Raw genomic sequence first — 22,357 nt, 5'->3', positions numbered from 1 at the left:
TGATGAGTCAGTAATTAGGCTCTTGTGATTGGCCAACATTGAACATCTTGAGACCGTAGATAAGAGTTGTGCATGATATTTAGAAGGTTTAGGTATCGCTGGCGAATAAACACCAGCTATATCTCAATGATGAGCGCCCTAGAGTCAGTGTTAATTTGGCAAATTAAGCATCGACAAATATAACTTCGCCTGTAATAAATCCATCAACTGAGCGCTCAAATGCCTTGCCGACTAACTTACTTGGTACAGGCTCAAAACCTGGCATCATTTCGCCGTAAACATCCCATGCTTCTTTAAGTACAGTAGGGTTGACCACGTTAATGCGTGTGTTTCTTGGCATCTCAAATGCAACACATTTTACGAAGGTGTCGATAGCGCCGCTAGTTGTTGCATCTGCAATCGCATATGGGATAGGTTTTACATTTAAAATCCCACTAATTAGGGTAAATGAACCACCATCAGCAATGTATTTTTGTCCAATGCGAACAAGGTTAATTTGTCCCATCATTTTGCTCATAACAGTAGTCATCCATTGGGCTTCTGTCATATCAGTAAAGCTTGCATATTCACATAAACCTACCGTATTCACGACAGCATCAAAGTGGCCGACTGCTTCATATAAACTCTTGATTGATTGTTCATCAGTGATATCAACAATATGGTCAACATTGCCAGAACGGCCTGCTGTAATCACTTTATGATTTCCCAAGCCTGTTAAAGCTGCTTGTCCCATTTTGCCTAGCGCACCAATTAATATTACTGTTTTCATTTTACTTACCATTGATTGAGTTAATTTGTTGGAAGTACTTTAGTTGATTAATAAAACAAACAGAAACAATCATTATTTGTAAGTGATACAAGAAAAATTGGTCGATATAATTTATGCTTGATACACGCAATTTACGACAAAGAATGAAAACGAAGAGTAACTAGGTGTGAGTAAATTAGATCGATTAGACATAAAGCAGTTACGGGTTTTTCAGGCATTGATTCGAGAGGAGAATGCATCAAAGGCGGCACATCAACTTGGCTTAACTCAACAGGCTGTAAGTGAGCACTTAAAAAAGCTTAGAGATGTATTCGATGATAGGTTGTTTGTGCGTAAAACGAATGGCTTTGTCCCCACGCCTTTTGCACAAACCTTGTCAGTTGGCGTGGATAAACTTCTTGTTGATTTTAATTCATTAATTGCAACTACCAGTTTTGAGCCAAGCACTGTGAAAGGCACGTTTGTTATCGCTGCAACGGATTATGCTCAACAAGTTGTGCTACCAAAACTCATTGCGAAGTTAAGGCGAGAATCACCTTATCTTAAAGTGATTGTGCGTGATTTTGAGATTGATAAACTGCATGATTGGATGGAGAGCGGTAAAGTGAATTTAGCCATTGCTTTTCCAGATTATATTCCTGATAGCTACCCAGTGGTGAGATTATTTAAAGAGTTTCATGTTTGCGTTGCTTCGTCGCATGCTGCTATCACTCAATCTCAGCCTACTTTGGCAGAGGTTGCGAGCTATCCAACCATTATTGCTTCACCTTCTCGCCCTAACTTCAAAGGTTCAATTGATACTTGGTTTGCGCAGTTTGGTTTAAAACGCAATGTGGTCATTTCAGCGCCGTGTTTTTCGATTGTACCAATGTACTTAAACACAACTGACTCCATCGCTTTTTTGCCTTCTAGAGCCATTAACAGCTTAGATTTAGTTGAAATTCCGTTAACAGAGACACCTGAGAGTTTTGATGTTATCGCAGCTTGGCACCCAAGGTACAACGAAGACCCTTTGCAAAAGTGGGTGGTATCACTGCTTGATATTGAACATGACGTTAATAGGTGTTCAAGCTTGAAAAGGGTTAAACGGTAACTACGCTGAGTGAATATACATTAAGGGAAAGCAGGTTTCCCTTAATATCTAGGTTTTAAACTAAAGCTATCAACTGCTTAATGCATAACCCCCTTTTAAATGAGCGACATTATCAAATCCTAAGCGTTTCATTGCCTGTGCCGCGATAAATGAGCGGCTGCCACTGCGGCATACCAATACCCATTTATGTTGTTTTTGATCTTGCTGCTGTTGAATAAATTGCACTAAGCGAGTGAGCGGGACGTTTTCGTTAGAGTCGTCGGTATGTTGCAGAGCATATTCATGGGGTTCACGAATATCGATTAAAGTGACATTTTCTTGCTGTAATGCAGCGTTCAAACTCTGATGGTTGTATTCAATAATTGATTGCCCATTTAATTGATCGTCAGTTAGTGCTCCGCACATGATTTCGCTGCCGTTTTGATCGCATAAGTTGCTATCTAATTCGGCTTTAAGGCGCTCAAACTCGGTGACATGTAACTGGCCATTTAAAGTGTTTCTTAATAGTGGGTTACGCCCACATTCTGCAGATAGGTGAGTGGTGAATTCATTGTTGTAGTCATGACTTGCGCAAATTAAGTTATTACTGCCAATCAAGCTGTGTAGTCGTTTTAAGCTTGAAAACATGTCGCTTGCACTGCTCGAGGCAAAGTTAGTTCGCCCTAAACTGCCCATTAAAATCGTGTCGCCGCAAAATGCGAACTGGCATTGGTGCTTTATTTGATTAATGTTGGTAAATGGCTGACACAGTAGTAATGACATACTGTCAGCGGTATGGCCTGGCGTTGGCACATTTACCAGCCATTGCTGACCAATTTTTATGTATTGTAATTGGACATCATCAACTGAATTCGTGTCTTTTGGGCTATGTTTGGGGCTATGTTTTGGACTATTTGGGGAGCTATGTGTCTGGCAATCTTGCGGCCAGCCTAGCAGGTTTGTTTGCTGAGTGGGTAAGTGTTTGTCAGCAAGAAAAGTACGCCCTGATTGGTGGTCTGCATGACCGTGGGTGTCGATGATGGCGACCAATTCTAACTGTTGGCATTGTAATAGGGTATCTAAACGATCGTTAAGCTCTGGCAGAGGATCGATGATAAAGGCTTGTTTACTCTGCTGATCGGCATAAACCCAAGTGCAATTTGAGCCTGAACGAAGCTGAACTAAGCCGTTAACTGGCTGCTTTTCATCAATCTCACCAGTGTCTAATATCATGCAGCTGTGGGTAAGTGCTTTTGCTGCTGATTGGATACGTGAGCAAGCTGCATTCACTTGCTCTTGTGTCATTGCAGGGCCAAATGACATTCGAATAGCCGACTCACTTTGCCAAGCTGGTAACCCCATCGCATCAAGAACAAAGCTGCGAGTGACTTTAGATGAGCAAGCTGAGCCAGAGCTTACGCGGATATTGGCGGCGTCAAATAAGTCCATGATCTCTTTGCTGCTAAATCCAGCAATAGCAAAATTAATTGTGGTTGGGACACTGTTTTCAATACTGTGATTAAACACAACCTCAGGGAAGGCGCTTTTAAGCGTATCTATTAATTGTGTTTGGTACTCTCTTAATGTATTGATATCGGCAAATTCACTGTGCTGCTGATTCAATAGCATCTCAAAGATGACATTAATAGCAGCCATGCCTGGTAGGTTCTCGGTGCCTGAACGAAGGCCGCTTTCTTGGCCACCTCCGGCAATAATCGATGTAAAGGGCGCCGATTGACGAATATAAACAAAACCAATGCCTTTAGGTGCATAGAGTTTATGACCACTAAATGGGGCGTAATCGATTGTCGTTTGGGCAAGCTTTAATGGGGTCTTACCTAAGGCTTGTACGCAATCCACCATCCAGAAAATATCGTTATTTGCAGTGCGTATGATCTGCTCAAGTTTGCCTAAGTCCTGATAGACTCCGGTTTCATTATTGACTGCCATCGTGCATATCATGAGTGCATTGGGCGCTTCAGCTGCAATAAATTGGCAGTCCAAATGACCTAAACGATCAACTGGAATGGCTTTTAATTCTGCATTAATACCTAATATTTCATTCCAGTGTTTTAAGGATTCTGGCACGGCTTTATGCTCGGTTGCGCCATACAATAAACTGTACTTTTTGCTTGGCTCATCCTGCTTTTCAATATTGAGTCGTTTTTTGGCTTCCACTAATGCTGAAATAATTGCTGTTTGAATCCCTTCTGTTGCACCACTAGTAAAGATGACTTTGCCGTCGTCTGCACCGATAACTTTTTTAGCGTTGTTGCGCGTTGTTTCCATGACATCTTTGGCTTTTAAGCCAGTGATATGGCTACTGCTTGGATTACCAAATAACACTCTCATGCTATTTAAAGCGGCTTCAGCAGCTTGGGGTAATACAGGGGTAGTTGCATTGGCATCAAGGTAGATCTGGCTTAGCGGCGAATGATTTTTCATGGGTAGCGGCTCATCTGTTGATTAGTTGTTATATAGCTTTTGGTTATAACTAATTTCATGAGGTTATATTAGCAGTTTGTGATTATTGATCAAGATCACATTTTTATTTGCTGAAAAATCCACGCTGATATTGTCTGCTGGTACAAAAAGACATTCTTATTTCTAAATGTTACCGATAACAGTATTTTCTAGTAAGGTGATAAAAATCAGAAAGACATGGCGTTATGCGAGAGGGAGAAAGTCATTGAAAACAGCAGAACAACAAGAAGAAAATACCCTGTTTGTGATTCTAGTCAGTTGTGTGGCTACCATAGGTGGTTTCCTGTTTGGATTTGATAGTGGCGTGATTAATGGCACTGTTGATGGGTTAAGGTCGGCGTTTGACTCAGACAGTATGGGAACAGGCTTTAATGTGGCGTCAATGCTATTGGGCTGTGCGGTAGGGGCATTTTTTGCCGCGCGTTTAGCGGATAAATATGGACGACGAGCCACACTGATTACAGCAGCAATCTTATTTATTGTGAGCGCTTGGGGATCAGGTATTGCTGACAGCTCAATGGCATTTATTGTCTACCGTATCTTGGGTGGTTTAGCTGTTGGCGCAGCCTCGGTTATGACACCTGCATATATTGCTGAAGTTGCCCCTGCACGTTATCGTGGGGCACTGGCGACTGTGCAACAAATTGCCATCATCACAGGGTTATTTGCTGCGTTTGTTAGTAATTACTTTTTAGCACAAACCGCTGGTTCGTCGACGGACAGTTTTTGGCTGGGATATGATGCGTGGCGATGGATGTTTTGGATAGAGTTGGTGCCAGCAGGTGTGTTTTTTGTGGCATTATTTTTTATTCCTGAAAGCCCACGTTTTTTAGTGACAGTTGGATGTAAAGATCAAGCGATGACGGTCTTAACTAAGCTATACGGTAGCACTGTCGCTAAAACCAAATTCATGGAGATTCAACAATCTTTAGACTCTGATCATCAACCTAAACTGGCAGACCTTATTGATAAGCACTCTGGCAAAGTGCGAAGTATTGTTTGGGTAGGGATTGGATTAGCCACTTTTCAACAGTTAGTGGGCATTAATGTGGTGTTTTATTATGGCGCCGTGTTGTGGCAAGCGGTTGGTTTTTCGGAATCTGATGCGCTGTTGATTAATATTATTAGCGGTGCGGTCAGTATTGCAGCCTGCGTGATAACGATAAGTTTGATCGATAAAGTGGGTCGTAAACCATTTTTAATGATTGGTTCTATTGGAATGGCTGTGACTTTAGCCTTGATGGTCTTTGCTTTCGCATCGGCACAGGTCGATATCAATGGCGATTTGGACCTCGGTGAATTAGGCACATTGGCGTTAATTGCCGCAAATGGTTACGTGTTCTTTTTCAACTTGTCTTGGGGCCCTGTAATGTGGGTGATGTTAGGGGAAATGTTCCCAAATCAAATCCGAGGCTCGAGCCTTGCGGTTGCTGGGCTTGCGCAGTGGGGCACTAACTTTGCTATTACCATGACCTTCCCGATTATGCTGGCATCAGTGGGCTTAGTGGGCGCTTATGGTTTCTACTGTATTTGTGCTGTGCTATCGATTGTGTTTGTTGCGAAGTATGTATACGAAACAAAAGGTCGAGAATTAGAGCAAATGCAGGGATAAAAGGTAAGCACGCTTAGTGAAGGGCGTGAGTGTCGTAATCAGAATGATTTACCCTTAAACATATAAGGCCACGATGATGTGGCCTTTTTGTTTGAGAAAGTCCGTTTATATTTTAACTTTAATGACGACTTTTCTTACTGGTACTTCTGTGTCCAGAGTGCCTGGCATATGCATATCACCAGGAAAGAATAAGGCAAACATGCCAGCTTTTAAGGGAATGAAAGCGGCATCTTCTTTATTTGATTCATAATCAAATTCAGTAAAGTCATGCTCTTGATGGTAAGGCGCCAACGGTGTTTGATTGGCAAGGGGCAAATAGCCGAACTCTTCTTCACCACTCACAACAAACTGCACATCAATATATTGTTGATGAACTTCAAAAGGTTCTGTTTCTTTCGGTTGAGTATGGTAGTCGTTAACAATCACAAAAATATCTTTTCCATCAAGCGGGTATGTGCCGACTTCAACTTGAGTAAAGTCTGTTTCTGCTAAATGGGTTAAGGCTTTTGCTAATCTTGGACTTAAGCCGTGATATAGCGAGTGATGAGCAAGGCTGTCGACAACCATAGTGAACTCTCTGAAAATGAATGAGTCATGATTATCGCTCATTCATTTTGTCGGCGCTATGATTTATCTACAACCAGTAGGGTTACGGAAATAAATTCAACCATGAGGTGGTTTAACCTGCTGACAAACTTAGTTAAGATGCAATGGAGCGTGAAACTCTGCATGGGTTTCATCCTTAAAAACCGATGGAAAATGGATTGACTCATAGGACGCTACGTGACTGCATTACGATTACTCGCCGGTAAAACAGCTTACCAACAAATTGAACAAAATGGTTTGTCTGCATCTATGTTTAGCCAGCTATTTGCTGCATCAGGTGGCCCCAAATGGATTGGGGTTGCTGGGCTTGATAAATATTTATTCGGTGAGTTTTTTGCTAATAGACAAGCGCCACTTTATACCATGGGAGCTTCCTCTGGGGCTTGGCGGCTGGCTTGTTTAGCACAGCAAGATCCATTAGCAGCCTATGCACGCCTCGAAGATCATTACATTGGTCAGCGATATGATCATGTTCCTAGCCGACAAGAAGTGACCGAGCAAGTTGAACGTATTATTGGTGGTATTTTGGGGGAACATGGTGCCCTTGATATTGTTAATAATAGAATGATTCAAAGTCACTTTGTGGTGTGTAAAGCCAAGCACTTAAATGCCAGTCGTTCAAAGGGGAAGTTAGCATTAGGTTTGGCGGCGACAGCGCTAAGTAATGCAGTGAGCCGTCGCAGTTTAGGTTGGCATTTTGAACGGGTGGTTTTCAGCCATCAGCAGGTAAAATCGCCTTTTTCTCAGTTGTCAGATCTCCCTACCGAGCATGCGCAGCTGACACGCAATAATATTAATCAAGTACTGTTAGCAACAGGCTCTATACCTATGCTATTAGCACCAGTGAATAAAATTAATGGTGTGTCAGATGGAGCATATTATGATGGTGGCATTACCGACTATCATTTTGATATGCCAACCAATGAGCCGGAAGGATTAAGTTTATACCCACATTTTTATCCTCATATGAGTCCTGGGTGGTTCGATAAATCCCTTAAATGGCGAAGAGCACGTCAGCATTATCACAATGCGTTGGTATTAACGCCTTCTCAGGAGTTTATCTCGTCGCTACCTTATTCAAAGATCCCAGACCGTGAAGATTTTAAGCAGCTAAGCAGTGATAGTCGAATTGCCTATTGGCGTGAAGCATTGAAACGCAGTGAGCAGCTGGGAGAGATCTTTGCCTCAATTGTAGATAAGCAATCAATAATGGATGTGATTGAGCCGCTTTAGTGCGTGTTAACTTGTTAAACTTTCCATTACGATCCCGATCATTAAATTGTGATCATCTAATGAAACTATTTCGTAAAATCTCCTGTCTAATTATTGACCAAGTTGTGAGTCTTGTGATGAGTTTTGCGATTGCCTTGATGGTAGTATTTAAACAGTAACCTCAAGCAATACAAGGCGGTATTACAACTAATCATAAAGTGTGATAACCACTTAGCTGGCTGGAAAACTCCATTTTGCCTGCTACACTTTATTATCACGATATGAATGACAACTTGTTGATTTTTATTGGTCCTTGATAGCAGAAAGCTATCGAATCTGCAGCATTCTGTGGCTTAAATAGCCTTATAGGGAATTGGTGAAACGCTGTAGTTTGGAGGTTGCAATGCAAACGATAGAAATGGCGTTACTCATCCAAGATACTGTGCTTCTGCCTGGTGGTCGTCAAGAGCTACGGATGGTCACACCTAATCAATTATTGATGGTGGCCAATGTGCTCAAAGGCCATTATCGATTAGCGCTAGCTGCGTCAAAGAGCAACAGTTTTCCTCCATGCTACGAAACTGCAACCGAATGTGAAATCATCGATTTTCATCAACTTGAAGACAATTCTCTCAGTATTGTTGTCGAGGGACGTCAACGAGTAAAAGTGCTTTCGGGAGCGCAATTACGCGATCAAAGTTGGATAGCTAGAACCTTACCTTGTCAAAATTGGCAGCATGAACCCATTGCTGAAGAGTTCGAAATCATCAGTGCTGCACTTGAGCAATTTTATGAAGTGAATCCAGATTTACTGGAGTTATACAGTCAAACTCATCTTGAAGATGCTGCATGGGTCAGTCAGCGTTGGTTAGAAGTCTTACCTATGTACAATAAAGATAAGCTGCTGTTAGTTGAGCAGCCAGATTGTCATAAGACCATGGATTTTGTACTGCAATTATTAAAATCTCATGTGGATGTGTAATGCGGATAAGCTAAAACATGTTTTTTCTTTAGCTGATAAGGCTTTGTTGGGTATACTGTATCAAAATGTAGCTATATAGTATTTTACATGTCTGCTGAACATGCTGCCAAAGCCGCACAACCTTCATATATTGTTTTACCGCAATCTCAAACAACGCCGGAAACTGTGCTGGCTTTTTTAGTTTCTCATTTTAAGCAAATTCCAGAATCAGTGTGGATAAAACGTGTTGTTGAAGGAAAGGTTCACTGGGCAGATGGCGAACCTGTAACGCAAACAACAAAGTACCGCCCAGCGACTCGAGTGTATTACTACCGCGAGGTTGAGAGCGAAACAAAAATACCGTTTCAGCAGCAGATATTGCATCAAGATGAGCACTGTATTTTAGTCTTTAAGCCTCATTTTTTGCCTGTCACGCCCAGCGGTAATTTTGTCAATGAGTGTCTAATCCATCGCTTAAGAATTGCAACGGGTATTGATACGATTTCTCCTGCTCATCGGCTTGATAGGCCAACAGCTGGGGTAATATTAATGACTGTCAATCCAGAATCTCGACATGCTTACCATGCTCTGTTTACTGATGGAAAAATTAATAAACAGTACCAAGCAATTGCAAAACTCACCCCCGAGCTTTTAACGCGACATGAGCAAGGGAAGTTAAGTTTACCCCTTAAATGGACTGTGAAAAATCGTATGGTGCGTTCAACACCGAGCTTTTTGATGAAAATCACCGAAGGGGAAGCTAATACGCATTCTGAAATCAGATTAATCGCTGTTAATGGTTCAAGAGGCTTGTTTGAGCTGAGTCCTATAACGGGAAAAATGCATCAACTTAGAGTGCACATGATGTCATTGGGTATGCCATTAGAAAACGATACCAATTACCCAAGGCTACAACCCAAATCTGCTGACGATTTTACTAAGCCGCTGCGCTTAATCGCCAAGTCACTGACATTTGAAGATCCATTCAGTCAACAAATGATGTCTGTCAATTGTGAAGGCTATGATGCTGAATTCGGCTTAGGTAAAAATTGATAAATGGTTTGTTGATGAATTGACAAGCGTGGCTCGTTTACAAAGGACTAATTGCACATGGAAAGAGTGAAATGTTGCGCAATATTTATAGTGAGTTTTTTCGTTTTAATTTTTGGTTTTAAAGCGTTAGATGAGCTAGTTGCTGAAATGCTTATTAAGCGTGACGCTCAAATACTGTCTGAAAAATTGACCATGTATATTGAAGATACTGCAATAGAACTCAAAAGTTTACCGGCAATTAATGATACCTATGTTTGTGACAGCCAAAATGAAGACTTGCTGACTAAGTCGGTATTTAACTCCACGTTTATTCGTTGGCTAGCTGTGATGGATCAATTAAAAGTGATTTGTCGTTCGCAGATTATTCCCCGCCACGTAGAGAAGTTAGTCAGACACCGAATTGGCCCTGATGTAAAACTGGCTGTACTGAATCAGCCAGACTCAGATGTGCACGAGTTATTCTTATCATACGAATCAGGTCAAAAGCAGTATGTGGCGAGCATTGTGCCAATGAATCCTCGTTATTTTATCCCTGTAAATTGTGAAGATTGCCTAGAGTACACCATCACTATTGATGGCATTTATGACTCGTTAGCAGCAGTGCCTGTAATGGAGTTTGGCTTTGAACAGTTTGAAGGTGACCATGTCATTTTAGAAGAAGTGGTTCATAAAAATGAATATTACATTGCCAAGTTTAGCCTGTCTGGCAATGACGACTTTTTTGCTCAGTATAAATCGTTAAATTGGCTGTATAGTGCGTTGGTTAGTTTTGTAGTGGCGTTGGCGTTATCAATTGGCTATTGGTCTTGGAAACAGTCTTATGGTTCAACTCGAGCTCACATAAAAAGTGCTATCAAACATAAAGAGTTTATCCCTTTTTATCAGCCTGTTATTGATACGCAAACAAATGAAATCGTTGGTGTTGAAGTATTAATGCGCTGGCGTCAATCAAGTGGAGAGTTGATCCCACCAAACCAATTTATTCCCTTTGCTGAATCTGATGGGTTAATTGTAGATATGACCTATTCGATGCTTGATGTTATGGCTGACGATATTGAACAAGCTGGTGAACAAGTTAAGCCGTTATTTATCAGTATTAATATTGTTCCTGAGCATTTAGAAAGTGATCAACTTTACTTGTATATTAAGGCGCTTAAAGAGTCTGGTAAGCTAGGTAAACATCGGATTTCGCTAGAAATCACTGAGCGGCAACCCATTACTGACTTAGCTAAAGCCCGCGCTATGCTAGATAAATTTTATGCTATTGACGTTGATTTAAAGCTTGATGATGCCGGAATGGGATATGGCGGTTTTAGTTATGTGCAAAACCTAGGTATCAGTACCCTTAAAATAGATAAAGCTTTTATCGATACCATTGGTGTAAAAGATAACTTTAATGAAAAAACCTTAGATGCAATTATTTCTTTTGCCAAAAAGTCGGGCTTGAGCGTCATTGCTGAAGGGGTGGAAACTGAGTCTCAAATTAGCTATTTGAAAGTGCAAGGCGTGGATTTAGTCCAAGGTTATTTTTTCTCTAAACCACTAGAAGCAAAAGATTTTTTTAATGCCTATCAGAATGTCTGATGATTGGGTTTTATTTTAGCTAGATGGTTTTTGATAAAAACGATAACTGATGTTTTCCAGCGTTAGTGATTAATGTTGGGATACACTTTAAGAGGTTTGCTAGTGTTCAGTTACTGGTGTCGAATGAGATAAGCAAAAGTGCCTAATTGTAATTTGCTGGTAGCGAGTAAGTAATGACTATTATTTGAATTAAGTCTTTATTTCAAAGGACGTTGTGTGATGCTGATGTTCGGTTAAACTGAATTATCTGGTGCTTTTCACATACTGAACTGAAAGAGGTTAATTTGAGTCAACATCACTTAAAGGGATTACCTGTTCCACTATCAGTATTGGCTGTCATGTCATTAATCTGTGTAGCCTCGCAAGCCTCAGCTGAGCAGATTTATTTTAGTTTTGATAATGATGTGATTATTGGCTCAGATGGTGATTACTCTAGTGGTATTTTACTGGGGTGGCATGCAACACCTGAGCAAGATTTCTCCTCTGCTTCTGCAGCTTTTCAATGGCAATCAGCTTTATTATTTCCGCAACAAAGCCAGCAAGTTCACCGTGGGGCAAAGCTTTATAGCCGAATGTGGACGCCTACTGAAATCGCTTATGACTTTCCTCAACCTGAAGAAAGGCCTTATGCTGGCTTTTTAGAATTAGAAAGTTATACCGGTGTGTTTAGTTCAAGCCTTGCACAAAAAAACTGGCTGAGTTTGGGCGTTGTTGGCCCTGCATCTGGTGCAGAGTACATGCAATCTTTTGTACATAAAATTACCTCATCGACGACGCCTGAAGGCTGGGATTACCAGATTGAAAATCAGTTGACGTTGCAAGTCGCTTATGAGGTGGAGGCATTGTTGTTTCGTCAGCAAGCATTCGAAAATAGCCAATGGGATGTGAGTGTATTTAACCATACCATGGCAGGTAACTTTCGTTCTCAATCTAGCCTTGGGTTAACTGTCCGTTGGGGCGATGAACTAAGCCAAACATTTGGTCAGTTATCTAGCCAAGCAGGACACTTTGGCGATTTTACTTCTTCAGCTAATCAATATGGAAGCTGGATGGCCTATGCCAGAATGCAGGCTGGATACCGCTTTAATGACTTAACGATTGAAGGTGATCTTCCCTATGAATCGCCGCTTGAAATTAACAACCAGCAGGCTCAAGCAAGCCTAGGTGTCATTTGGGCTTTTCCCACTTGGTCAGTGCGCTGGAGCTTCGACTTTTACAGCAAAGAGTACAAATCTGATGTGGACGACTGGCACGGCTATGGCGTGATTAGTTATAGCAAGGTGTTGTAAAGAAAATACAATTATAAATGCCCTTAACACAATGGACAGGAATACAAGGTGTTAAAGGCTTTTATACATTAAAGTCACGTCCATGTTTACCGTATTAGATGTTTTACCACACCTAAAACTGATTATGCATATCGTTTAACGCTTGGTGTAGCATGTCATCATCGTTATCTTGATTAATGTCACTTTGCTCTGTTGGCGCATCAATGACGCTGGCAGCATCATGATCTGCATGTTGCGGGTGTTCTTTATGCTCGTCATCTAATGGGTTTTCAAATGCATCGACTTCAACAGTATCAAGCATGTCTGCTTGTGGATCAGCAGTGTTAAGCTCATGCGTTGTTGGCAACCCCGCTAGGTCTGGAATGCCTATATCGGGTTTAATCTCATCATGGCTTAATCCAACCATCTGTAAGTAATGATCTATGGGGGCACTTGCTGTTGCACTCATTGTCGTTGTAGCAGGTGGTTGTGATGTAAGTACTGGCTCAGGTTCAGCGTGAGCAGAGACATCATTTGAGGGCTGCTCAGTATTTTCTTGTTTAGTATCAAACTGTTCAGCGCTATCCTGATTAAAAGCATCTGGCTCAGTATTATTATCTGTTCCATCAATAACAACAGCGTTTAAGTCTATGCTGACCTCTGCAATGGCATCACTTTGGGGAATATCATGAGCATCGGCGGCAAGGGGAGGCGGAGGCGGTGCGGGGTGACTAAAGGTTGGGGTCACCGTCATATCGAGCACTTCAGAACCTAATGTCAGCTTACCACTATGGCCTGGTCCACGGCTTAATATGCTCACTTGAACATGCATGATGACATCATCATGATGTGATCCCTGCAGCGCAACCTCAAACTTATCCTCGTGTACGCCAACATTGGTGGCTGAGCCATGAGGACCTGTATGAGTATTAGCATGTTCTTGATAGTTCAATTGTCCCGTTTTGGGATTAATGGTCAGTGTTCCCCATTGGCTGGTATAGCTAGTTTGATAGTGACCATTAACCAGTATTTTCCAGCCTTGCTGAGCCGTAGGGACAGGAGTTTGTGTCGGTATTAAGGTCGGGACTCCTAAGGAGGCACCAATTTGATGGCTGCCTGGCGGGGCTGTTACGACGATAGGTTCAGGCTTAGCGCTTGCAGCAATATTGAGAGCAGAGTTAACGTTGCCATGCTCATCGGTCATAATCGCTCTGACAATACTACTGGGTGCAACTTCAAGGTCGATACCATGAGCTAAACTATTGGCATCGAGTACATGGTCAACGCCATTAATACTCAGGTGTTCGCCGACTTGGGCATCAGCTGCAGCGTGCACTGTTGCGGTCACTGTTCCTGCGTGACCTTGAGCTATTTCGGCTTTACTGTATGCGTTGTCACTGCCTGGGTTTTCAAAGGTAATGGTTGGCATACCGACTTGTGTGTCGCTGCTATAGTGCATCACTTGTGAAGAACTAGCCGAGTTACCTGCGCTGTCAGTGGTTATAACACTCGCTGTTATCGATGAACTCGATGCTAGTTCAGTGCCTGCGATGTTGACGTTAAAGTGGCCACTGGCATCAACGGTTGCACTATAGCTATGTTGCCCGACGATTAGACTGACACTATCACCTTGATGCACATCACCACTGACTTGACCTGTCACGCTGATATCCGCGCCACTCTCTTGTGCGTTAATCACATTATCGCTAGTGATAGGATCAAGTTGAATAGTTGCGCTGGCTTGAGTATCAATTTCAATATCGAGTACTGATGATACCGCAGGTAATATTGATGATGGTGCTAGGGCTTTAGCTGAGAGGTTGTGAAGCCCTTCAGCTAAGCTCGATAAGGTTGCGTTGAAGTCGCCGCTAGCATTAGAGAGCGCATGGCCAACTGGGGTATTTCCGTCGTAAATAGTGACCTTTGAGAACGGAATATCAGTATGACCAGTGATGGTTGGTGTGGTGTCATTGGTTAAGTCATCATGATTGCTACTACCAGAGTCGCTAGTGGAGCTGAGATCGATACTAACGTGATTTGCTGGTGGTGTAACCACAATATTCCCTGCTGGTATTGTGTTACTGACTAAAGGCTGATTAGGAACACTACTACTGATGATAAGGGTACCAGCTGTAGTACTACTTACAGTGGCCTCGGCACTAAAGCTGATAAATTTGCTCGCAACGCCACCATGGTGATCACTCACTTGAACTTCAAAAACATCAACACCGCTATAGGTTGAAGTCGCAGGGTTGTAGTTCATCTGTGCGACAGAGTTGTTTTGGGTATAGATGTATGCGCCGCTGTCAGGGTCAATAGACAGGCTACCGAACTGTCCGGTTACCAGCGGCGCTGAGAAGCTAAGCACATCACCTTTGTCGACGTCGGTCGCCACTAAATTCCCTTGAGTGTGGCTGGTTTGATTAATGGTGAGCACTGGTAAATCGTTAACGGCAGTTACGGTTAGCACCGCAGTATGGGCTGCGGAGTCTTGATGGCCGTCGCTGGCAACGTAGCTAAAATGCGCATCGCCATTGAAGTTTGCCGCAGGCTTGAAAATTAGCGTATCAATATCATTAGCGCTAATGGCTTGCCCTTGTGTTACAGCATGACCATTTAACCATAATGAGCCAGTAGCCGGATCGGGGAGCTGATTAATGCTTAAATGATCAAATGCATCACTATCGCTATCTTGATAGCCAAAACTTGCCGCAGTAAATTGAAAGTCAGTATCTTCTGCTGTGCTGGCTGTGAATGTTTGCACCCTTGGCTGGTGGTTGGCATTGATATGGATATCTAGCATATTTTGACTATTGTCTTGATAGTCGCCATGGGTATCAACAACACGATAGATAAACCCCGGCGCGTCGCCACTGAAGTTTGGATCGGGTGTAAAGGTATAGTCACCATTACTGGCTATAGAAATATGACCAACACCTTTGATATCTTCCCCTTTTCCTACATGAACGGTCACATATTGATGGGTCGTTGGATCTTTAAACTGCAGATCTTGTAATACTAACTGCGCACCGTCATCCACGTCGGTAGCACCTTGCAGTAAGTTACCCGTTACGGGTCCACTAAACTGCGCTGAATTGGCATTAAAGCCATGAATTATGGGTTTATCGCTGGTTCCGACTATAACTACTTCAGCTTGCTGGCTTGACTGGTGAGCAGAACTACCAGCACCTTCTTGCAGTTGATAGTTGACCCAAATCTTGTGTTGAGCACCATTGGTGAGGTGATCATATGCTGCATTAGCAGGATCAACCTCTAGAGTATGCCCATCTGCGGCAAGGCTAAATCCAGCAGGAACTTGGCTGCTAAAAGTGACGCCATCGGTAGAATATTGCAGCTGAATAATGCCGTTACCTTGAATACCAGCGAAGAGATCTAGGCCTTGTGTCGCTCCTGCTTCTTGCAGTTGCAAACTAGGGGTATCGCTGTGCCCATGTATGGTAATTGCTATGGTTTGGCTAGCAGTGCCATCGGGTGAAGTCACCGTTATAGTGTCTGTTAATTGCTGCCCAGCGTTCAACATATTAACCAGGGGCGAGGCGTTATTAAGCGCATAATGCCAACTGCCATCTTGATCGACAGTGAGCTGACCATATTGACCGGATATTTGAGTATTACTGGCAAATTTATCTTCGCCTGCATCGGGATCAGCCAAGGTCAACTGACCTGATATCACGCTGGTAGCCGAATCTTCAGTAATTGAAGCGCTAGTGCTTGATTGTGTCTGTCCATCAATAGTGGCTGCATCATTGACAGGGCTAATATGCAAAGTGTTTGTTGCTTTGGTTGAATCTGCATGGCCGTCGTTAACGGTGTAAGAGAAATTCACATCACCATTAAAGTTATGTGTTGGCACAAACTGTAGTTTGCTTATATCGCCTGCCGCAATCACCTGATTGGCGCTAATCGCTTGGCCATCCAGCATAAATTTACCCTGCAACGGGTCGGGTAAGTCCGTTATGGAAACTGAATGTAGCGCATCTTTGTTATCTACATCAGTGAAACCAAACTGGCTAGCTTGCATTTGATAGCTGATATCTTCACTGCCGTGAACAAGTGTGTGAACATTTATGGAGGGAGCATCGTTAGTGCCGACCACATCAACGGTAATATTATGGGTATCGCCACCTCTTGAGTGCACTTGGTAAGTGACTTGCACTGTTTCACCTTCAGCAAGATGATTTAAGTTGGCATTAGGCACCGAGTAGGTCCAATCGCCCGCGCGGCCGATACTTAAATGGCCATGCAAAGGATCGCTGACTGCATGTACATTTCTGCTTGCAACAAACTCGCTCTCATTAGCATCAGGGTCTTTGACATTGAGTACTCCAGACACAGCCACACTCTGGTCTGCATCTCCTTGCACATGTCGATCTTCTTTAATCGCGCCGCTGTCAGTGCCGCTGAATGTGGCGGCATCGCCGACTGCTGCGAGGGTTGTTGTAGCACCTGTATGAGTGATGCCGCCGTGACCATCTTTAACGTCATAAGTAAACTGCACTTGGCCGTTGTAATCTTGCTCTGGTGTAAATACAAAATCGCCATCGGCATTGATTGCTATAACCCCATGATCAGCCTGCAGGTTTTCAATGCTAAGTTTGCCTGCATCATTAGTATCGACATCAATAGTGTTAGCCAGTAAATCTGTAGCGGTTAGAGTGATTTTGTTATCTTCTGTCCCTGAGTGAAGTGTTACCGCAGAGGAGCAGTAAGGACGGTCATTATCGCCATGAATAGTTACTACAATGTCATGAGTTGTGCCGTCTGCTGACTTTATTGTGACAGTATCGGTTAAGCTTTGCCCTTGACCGAGTTTATCAATTGTTCTGCCCGTTGAATCTTGCCCTATTGATGCGTAATAGCTCCAATCGCCATTGGTTTTTAATATTATCTGGCCATAATTACCATGGTAAATGCCAGTTTGAGCGTGGGCTTCGCCGCTATCTGCATCGTTGATATTTAGGTGACCGTCGGTATGGATCTGATCATTCCAAAGCTTACCAATATTGCCATGTTGATGATCGGGCGAGCGATCCCCCACTGAACCATTAGTGACTGTTCCATCGGCAGCAGTAAAACTATGCCCTTCATGCACATCGCCAGTGCTATCACCGCTAAATGTTGCGGCATCTTGTGAGGCTGTTAAGGTCAGCCCAGCCTGAGTATGGGTGACACCACCATGGGCATCTTTGATGTCATAGTTAAATTGCACGGCACCGTTATAGTCTTTTTCCGGCACGAAGCTGAATGTTCCATCTTTATTATCGATAACCGTTCCATGATCAGCCACTAAATTGGCAACATCCAATTGACCGATATCGTTATGATCAACATCTGTCGTATTAGCCAGTAGTTCAGACTTATTTAATTGAATATCTGTATCTTCAATGCCGGGGGCAAGTTTAACGGCAGCAGAAACCACTGGTGCATCGTTGGTACCGTGAACTGTGACGGTAAGTAATTGACTGGCGGTGCCATCGAGAGAATGGACTGTGTGGGTCTCTGTGAACGATTCCCCTGCGCCTAGCTTTTGTACTTCATCGATGGAATTATCAATGGTGTAGTTCCAGCCTCCATCAGCACTGATTTTGAACTGGCCGTGGTGTGCAGTATTGATAGTTTCAGCTTGCAGATAAGATTGGTCGTGGTCTGGGTCTACAACTTGCAAACGCCCGCCAGCATAGAGATTGGTCACACTAGCAGGTACAAAATTTTCTTCCGTTATATGTTGCGAGGCAGGTAACATATTCGGCATCGACACATGGATTTGCGCATTATTATCTTCACCGGTCACTTTGACCATAATGGTCAGTGTTTGACCGTCACTGGTTTTTATCTCATAAGGAAATTGTTTCGACTCACCAGCATGTAAACTCGCAACAAGGTCATCAGCGTGACGATTTAATGCGCCTTCTAATCTAAATTGGTATGAACCATCAGGCCAAACAGTTAGATTACCTGGGGCATACCCTTGTCCTATATATTGCCCACTAAATGCAAACTGGGTGTTGTCACCAGTATCTGGGTCCACTAACTGTAACTTGCCACCATAGCCGTGTTGCGCGCTATCAAGCGCTTGTGTTTCAGTCATTTGAATAACGTTAGCTGCAAGCGTGGCTTTATCATCTGCGCCGACCATAGTGATGGTTGCGACAGCGGGCGTTTGTCCACCATGATTATCGTCAATCATGTAATGCACCACGATATCGGCCTTCTCACCAACGCCGAGGTGCTGAAATACTTGGGCATGACTATCAATGATAAGCGAATGGCCATCGTTGGCTACAGTTACACCTTGCGGTAGTGCTCCGCTACTGCCTTCAAATGAAGCCAGTATCTGGCTAATCGATAACGCATCGCCATCAACATCGGTGGCACTGCCGAGTAGATTAACTTGGTACTGCTTATCCGTGTCTTCAGTGAGGGTATCTGTAATGGGTGTTACGTCTGGATTATCATTAACCGCAGAAAGCGTGGTCGATGCGCTTGTATGCGTAACGCCGCCATGTCCATCTTTTACGTCATAGGTGAAATGAACTTGGCCGTTATAGTCTTTTTCTGGTGTGAATGAAAAGCTACCGTCTTTATTGTGTTTAATTGAGCCATGATCTGCATGCAGATTCTCAATGGTCAGTAGTCCTGCGTCATTATTATCGACATCGATTGTATTGGACAGGAGTTGCGCTGCAGTGATGGTTTGGCGAGTGTCTTCAGTGCCAGCATTGAGAGTCACCTCTGATGAACAGTAAGGACGATCATTACTGCCATGAATGGTGATCACTATGTCGTGAGCTGTACCATCTTTTGAATAGATGGTTACAGTGTCGGTGAGTGCTTCTCCTTTACCAAGTTGATCAATTGCTGTGCCTCTATTAGTCGTATGTCCACCTTTAATTCGGATGTTGCCAGCATCTGCATAATATGACCATGTTCCATCTTCTCGCAGCATTAAGTCACCGAATTTACCGGTATAATTAAATCCTAGGCCGCGAGAGTCAAAGGTTGCTTCACCTGCATCAAGATCGGTAATGGTCAGTGCACCACTGACATAAAGCGGACTGCGTCCGAGAAGGCTCATGCCTGGCTGAGCATAGTCTGGCGACATATCTTGTCCAGCAGTTCCCTCGGTGACATCACCAGTATCAACGCCACCAATAATCGCTTTATCATCACTGCCATTAATAGTAACTGTTATGGATTTTTCTGTGCCATCTACAGTGCGGACGATGATGGTATCTTTGAGCGTATCTTTGCTGGTGAGCGCCTGAATATTAGGGCTATTATTATCAACAACGTATTGCCAATGGCCGTCATTATTTATTGAAAATTGACCGTAAGTTGCGTGATTAACATCCACAATAAATTGGGATTCACCGTGATCGATATCAGTGGCGACTAGCTGGCCTTGTGCAACTAGATTTCCTTGGTGGCTATGAATGTCTTCTTCAAGCACTGCAGAGGTATCGCCGGTGATCTTAGCGATGTCATTACTGCCATGTATATTGACTTCAATTTTGTGGTCGGTGCCATCAATTGAGTGGACTACAAATACTTCTTTAATCGCTTCAGTTTGAGACAGTTGCTGTATCTGAGGTTGATTGTTGTTAGCAATGTACTGCCATTGGCCATTATTACTGATAACAAGTTGACCGTACTGCCCTTGTTGTAGTCCTGAAGGGAATAAATCTTGGCCGCTATCTATATCGGTAATGGTCAATTGACCTTTGGTTATCAGTAGGCCTGAACTCAGTTTGTCCTCAACGACAACACCCGCATCTACCCCATTTATATTGGCTAAGTCATTGGTCCCAAGTATTTGTATTTGAATACCATGTGGAGTGCCATCGTGACCTTTAATAAAGAACAAGTCATCAACGGTTTCGCCACTTTTAAGACTTTGAACTGCTACACCTTGATTATTGAGTGCATAATGCCATAGCCCTTTGTCGTCGATGTGTAATTCGCCATATTTGCCTTGTAGCGTTTCAGGCTTGAAATGCTCATCGCCAGTATTAGGGTCGAGAATGTTCAATTGTCCTGTCGCTGTTTGTTTAGTGCCGTCTTCTTTAAATAGCGCGACATCAGTACCTGTGATGATCGCAGGCGTGTTATCACCGACAATGGTGGTTGAGATAGTATGCTCGGTACCGTCAATGGATTTTATGGTAAAGCTTTCGGTTAGCTGCTGCCCATGGGGTAACTTGATCACATTAGCATTGTAATGATCGACTGCATATTGCCATTCACCATTTGGCTTAATCGTTAAAAAGCTCCCATAAGCACCTGCTATTACTTGTGATTGAAAATGCGCTTCTCCTGTATCAACATCAGTGATGTGAAGTTGACCATTAGCGTACAAAATATTTGGCGCGCCATAAGCATTTGAAATCACTCCATTATTTATGCCTGAAATAACAGCATTATCATTGGTGCCATGAATATGAACACAAAGAGTTTGTTCAGTGCCATCAGCAGTTTTGATTATCACCGTATCGGTAATTTCATGCCCTGCATTAAGAGATTGTATTGCAGTTTGTTTGTTGTCTGAGGTGTATGTCCAAGCGCCAGAAGGGTCGATAGTAAAATGGCCATACTGACCAGTGAGAGTTCCAGCGATAAATTGGGCTTCACCTAAGTCGGGATCTGAAACATTGAGCTGACCATCTGCTCTCAACTGTCCTTGGAAAAGGTTTTTATCTTCAGTGACATCTAATGTGGAAGAACCTGAGATAACTGCTTTATCATCTTGACCATTGATGATGACTCTTATTTGATGTTCGCTGCCATCGATAGATTTAACAACTATCGTATCAATTAACGACTCACCTGTTTTGAGTTGATTAATTGCAGGTTGATTATTATCAGCGGTATAAGTCCAGTGACCATTATTATTGATGGTTAATTCGCCAAATAAACCTTGTGAAGCATTGGCCTGAAACTGATTATCTCCAATATCAGCATCTTTTACTGCCAACATACCGTCTGCATGTAAAAAGCCAGCGTGTAGGTTTTTATCTTCAACTAGCGAAACGATTGATATACCGCTGATGATGGCTTTATCTTCGGTTCCATTAATATTTATCTTGAGAACTTTCTCTGTGCCATCAATCGCATGCACATATAGTGTTTCAGTTAGCGTGGCTCCAGCTTTTAAGCCTTGAATGGCGGCGCTGTTATTATTAGCAGTGTAGACCCAATGGCCAAGCTGATTAATCGATAAGTAGCCGTAATTACCTTGATAGCTATCGGCAACAAATTGGTTTTGGCCGTTATCGATATCAGTAATGGTTAACGCACCATCGACCCTTAATAAACCTGAGTGAACGTCTTTATCTTCAGTGAGTGTTGCAGTTGAAGTGCCCGCAATCACGGCTTTATCGTCAGTACCGTTAATGGTGACGGTGACTTGTTGTGATGTACCATCAATACTGTGAACGATTAAGGTATCGGTGAGTGACTCACCAGAATTAAGACTTTGAACAGCCAGTTGGGAGTTATCAGCAGTATAAATCCAATGACCCAACTCATTGATACTCAGTTGACCAAACTGGCCTTGCAGTGATGCCGCTTGGAATTGATTTTGACCACTATCAACATCGGTCACAGTCAATGCACCATCGACCCTTAATAATCCCGAGTGAACGTCTTTATCTTCAGTGAGTGTTGCTGTTGAAGTGCCCGCAATCACGGATTTATCATCAGTACCGTTAATGGTGAC

11 protein-coding genes are annotated in these 22,357 nt (G+C 43.0%); 7 read left to right on the top strand and 4 right to left on the bottom strand.

All coding sequences use genetic code 11. The features are described 5' to 3' along the window. Positions 1–163: 163 nt before the first annotated feature. On the bottom strand, positions 164–769 hold the full coding sequence (locus AB4128_RS01175) for a short chain dehydrogenase (RefSeq protein WP_055022766.1): 606 nt from the start codon (positions 767–769) through the stop codon (positions 164–166). Positions 770–935: 166 nt separating this feature from the next. Between AB4128_RS01175 and AB4128_RS01170 the strand changes: the two genes are divergently transcribed. Next, positions 936–1,862 carry a LysR family transcriptional regulator gene (locus AB4128_RS01170; protein WP_372036403.1) on the top strand — a complete coding sequence of 309 codons (927 nt, stop codon included), beginning with the start codon at positions 936–938 and terminating at the stop codon, positions 1,860–1,862. Between the two features lie 69 nt (positions 1,863–1,931). Here AB4128_RS01170 and AB4128_RS01165 read toward each other — a convergent pair whose 3' ends face one another. Continuing rightward, complete coding sequence (locus AB4128_RS01165) at positions 1,932–4,286, bottom strand: aminotransferase class V-fold PLP-dependent enzyme (protein WP_372036401.1); 2,355 nt, start codon at positions 4,284–4,286, stop codon at positions 1,932–1,934. 244 nt (positions 4,287–4,530) lie between these two features. Here AB4128_RS01165 and AB4128_RS01160 point away from each other — a divergent pair, with 244 nt between their 5' ends. After that, positions 4,531–5,937, top strand: coding sequence for a sugar porter family MFS transporter (locus AB4128_RS01160; protein WP_372036398.1), 1,407 nt, complete (start codon positions 4,531–4,533; stop codon positions 5,935–5,937). Positions 5,938–6,042: 105 nt separating this feature from the next. Here the strand turns inward: AB4128_RS01160 and AB4128_RS01155 are convergent, their stop codons facing one another. Further along, positions 6,043–6,504: a YhcH/YjgK/YiaL family protein gene (locus AB4128_RS01155; RefSeq protein ID WP_372036602.1), complete on the bottom strand. Its 462-nt coding sequence runs from the start codon at positions 6,502–6,504 to the stop codon at positions 6,043–6,045. A 216-nt stretch (positions 6,505–6,720) separates the two neighbouring features. Between AB4128_RS01155 and AB4128_RS01150 the strand changes: the two genes are divergently transcribed. The 5 genes from AB4128_RS01150 (at position 6,721) to AB4128_RS01130 (ending at position 12,642) form a co-directional block, all read left to right on the top strand. Further along, complete coding sequence (locus tag AB4128_RS01150; protein WP_192022056.1) at positions 6,721–7,776, top strand: alpha/beta hydrolase; 1,056 nt, start codon at positions 6,721–6,723, stop codon at positions 7,774–7,776. A 382-nt stretch (positions 7,777–8,158) separates the two neighbouring features. Further along, complete coding sequence (locus AB4128_RS01145; protein ID WP_055022760.1) at positions 8,159–8,737, top strand: LON peptidase substrate-binding domain-containing protein; 579 nt, start codon at positions 8,159–8,161, stop codon at positions 8,735–8,737. Between the two features lie 87 nt (positions 8,738–8,824). Then, the gene (locus tag AB4128_RS01140) at positions 8,825–9,769 is read left to right on the top strand and encodes a pseudouridine synthase (protein WP_055022759.1); all 945 of its coding nucleotides are present in this window, start codon (positions 8,825–8,827) and stop codon (positions 9,767–9,769) included. A 57-nt stretch (positions 9,770–9,826) separates the two neighbouring features. After that, complete coding sequence (locus AB4128_RS01135; RefSeq protein ID WP_192022058.1) at positions 9,827–11,353, top strand: EAL domain-containing protein; 1,527 nt, start codon at positions 9,827–9,829, stop codon at positions 11,351–11,353. Positions 11,354–11,637: 284 nt separating this feature from the next. Beyond that, a complete protein-coding gene (locus AB4128_RS01130; RefSeq protein WP_372036394.1) occupies positions 11,638–12,642 on the top strand; it encodes a lipid A deacylase LpxR family protein in 1,005 nt (334 codons plus the stop codon). Between the two features lie 112 nt (positions 12,643–12,754). Here AB4128_RS01130 and AB4128_RS01125 read toward each other — a convergent pair whose 3' ends face one another. Then, positions 12,755–22,351, bottom strand: a complete 9,597-nt coding sequence (locus AB4128_RS01125) for a VCBS domain-containing protein (RefSeq protein ID WP_372036600.1) — start codon at positions 22,349–22,351, stop codon at positions 12,755–12,757. Between the last annotated feature and the right edge of the window lie 6 nt (positions 22,352–22,357).

Source organism: Shewanella sp. 10N.286.52.A9 (genome assembly GCF_041468985.1).
In the GTDB taxonomy this organism is placed as follows: Bacteria; Pseudomonadota; Gammaproteobacteria; order Enterobacterales; family Shewanellaceae; genus Shewanella; species Shewanella japonica.
Note: the sequence above shows the minus strand (reverse complement) of the source record. Positions and strands in the feature narration are given on the sequence as shown.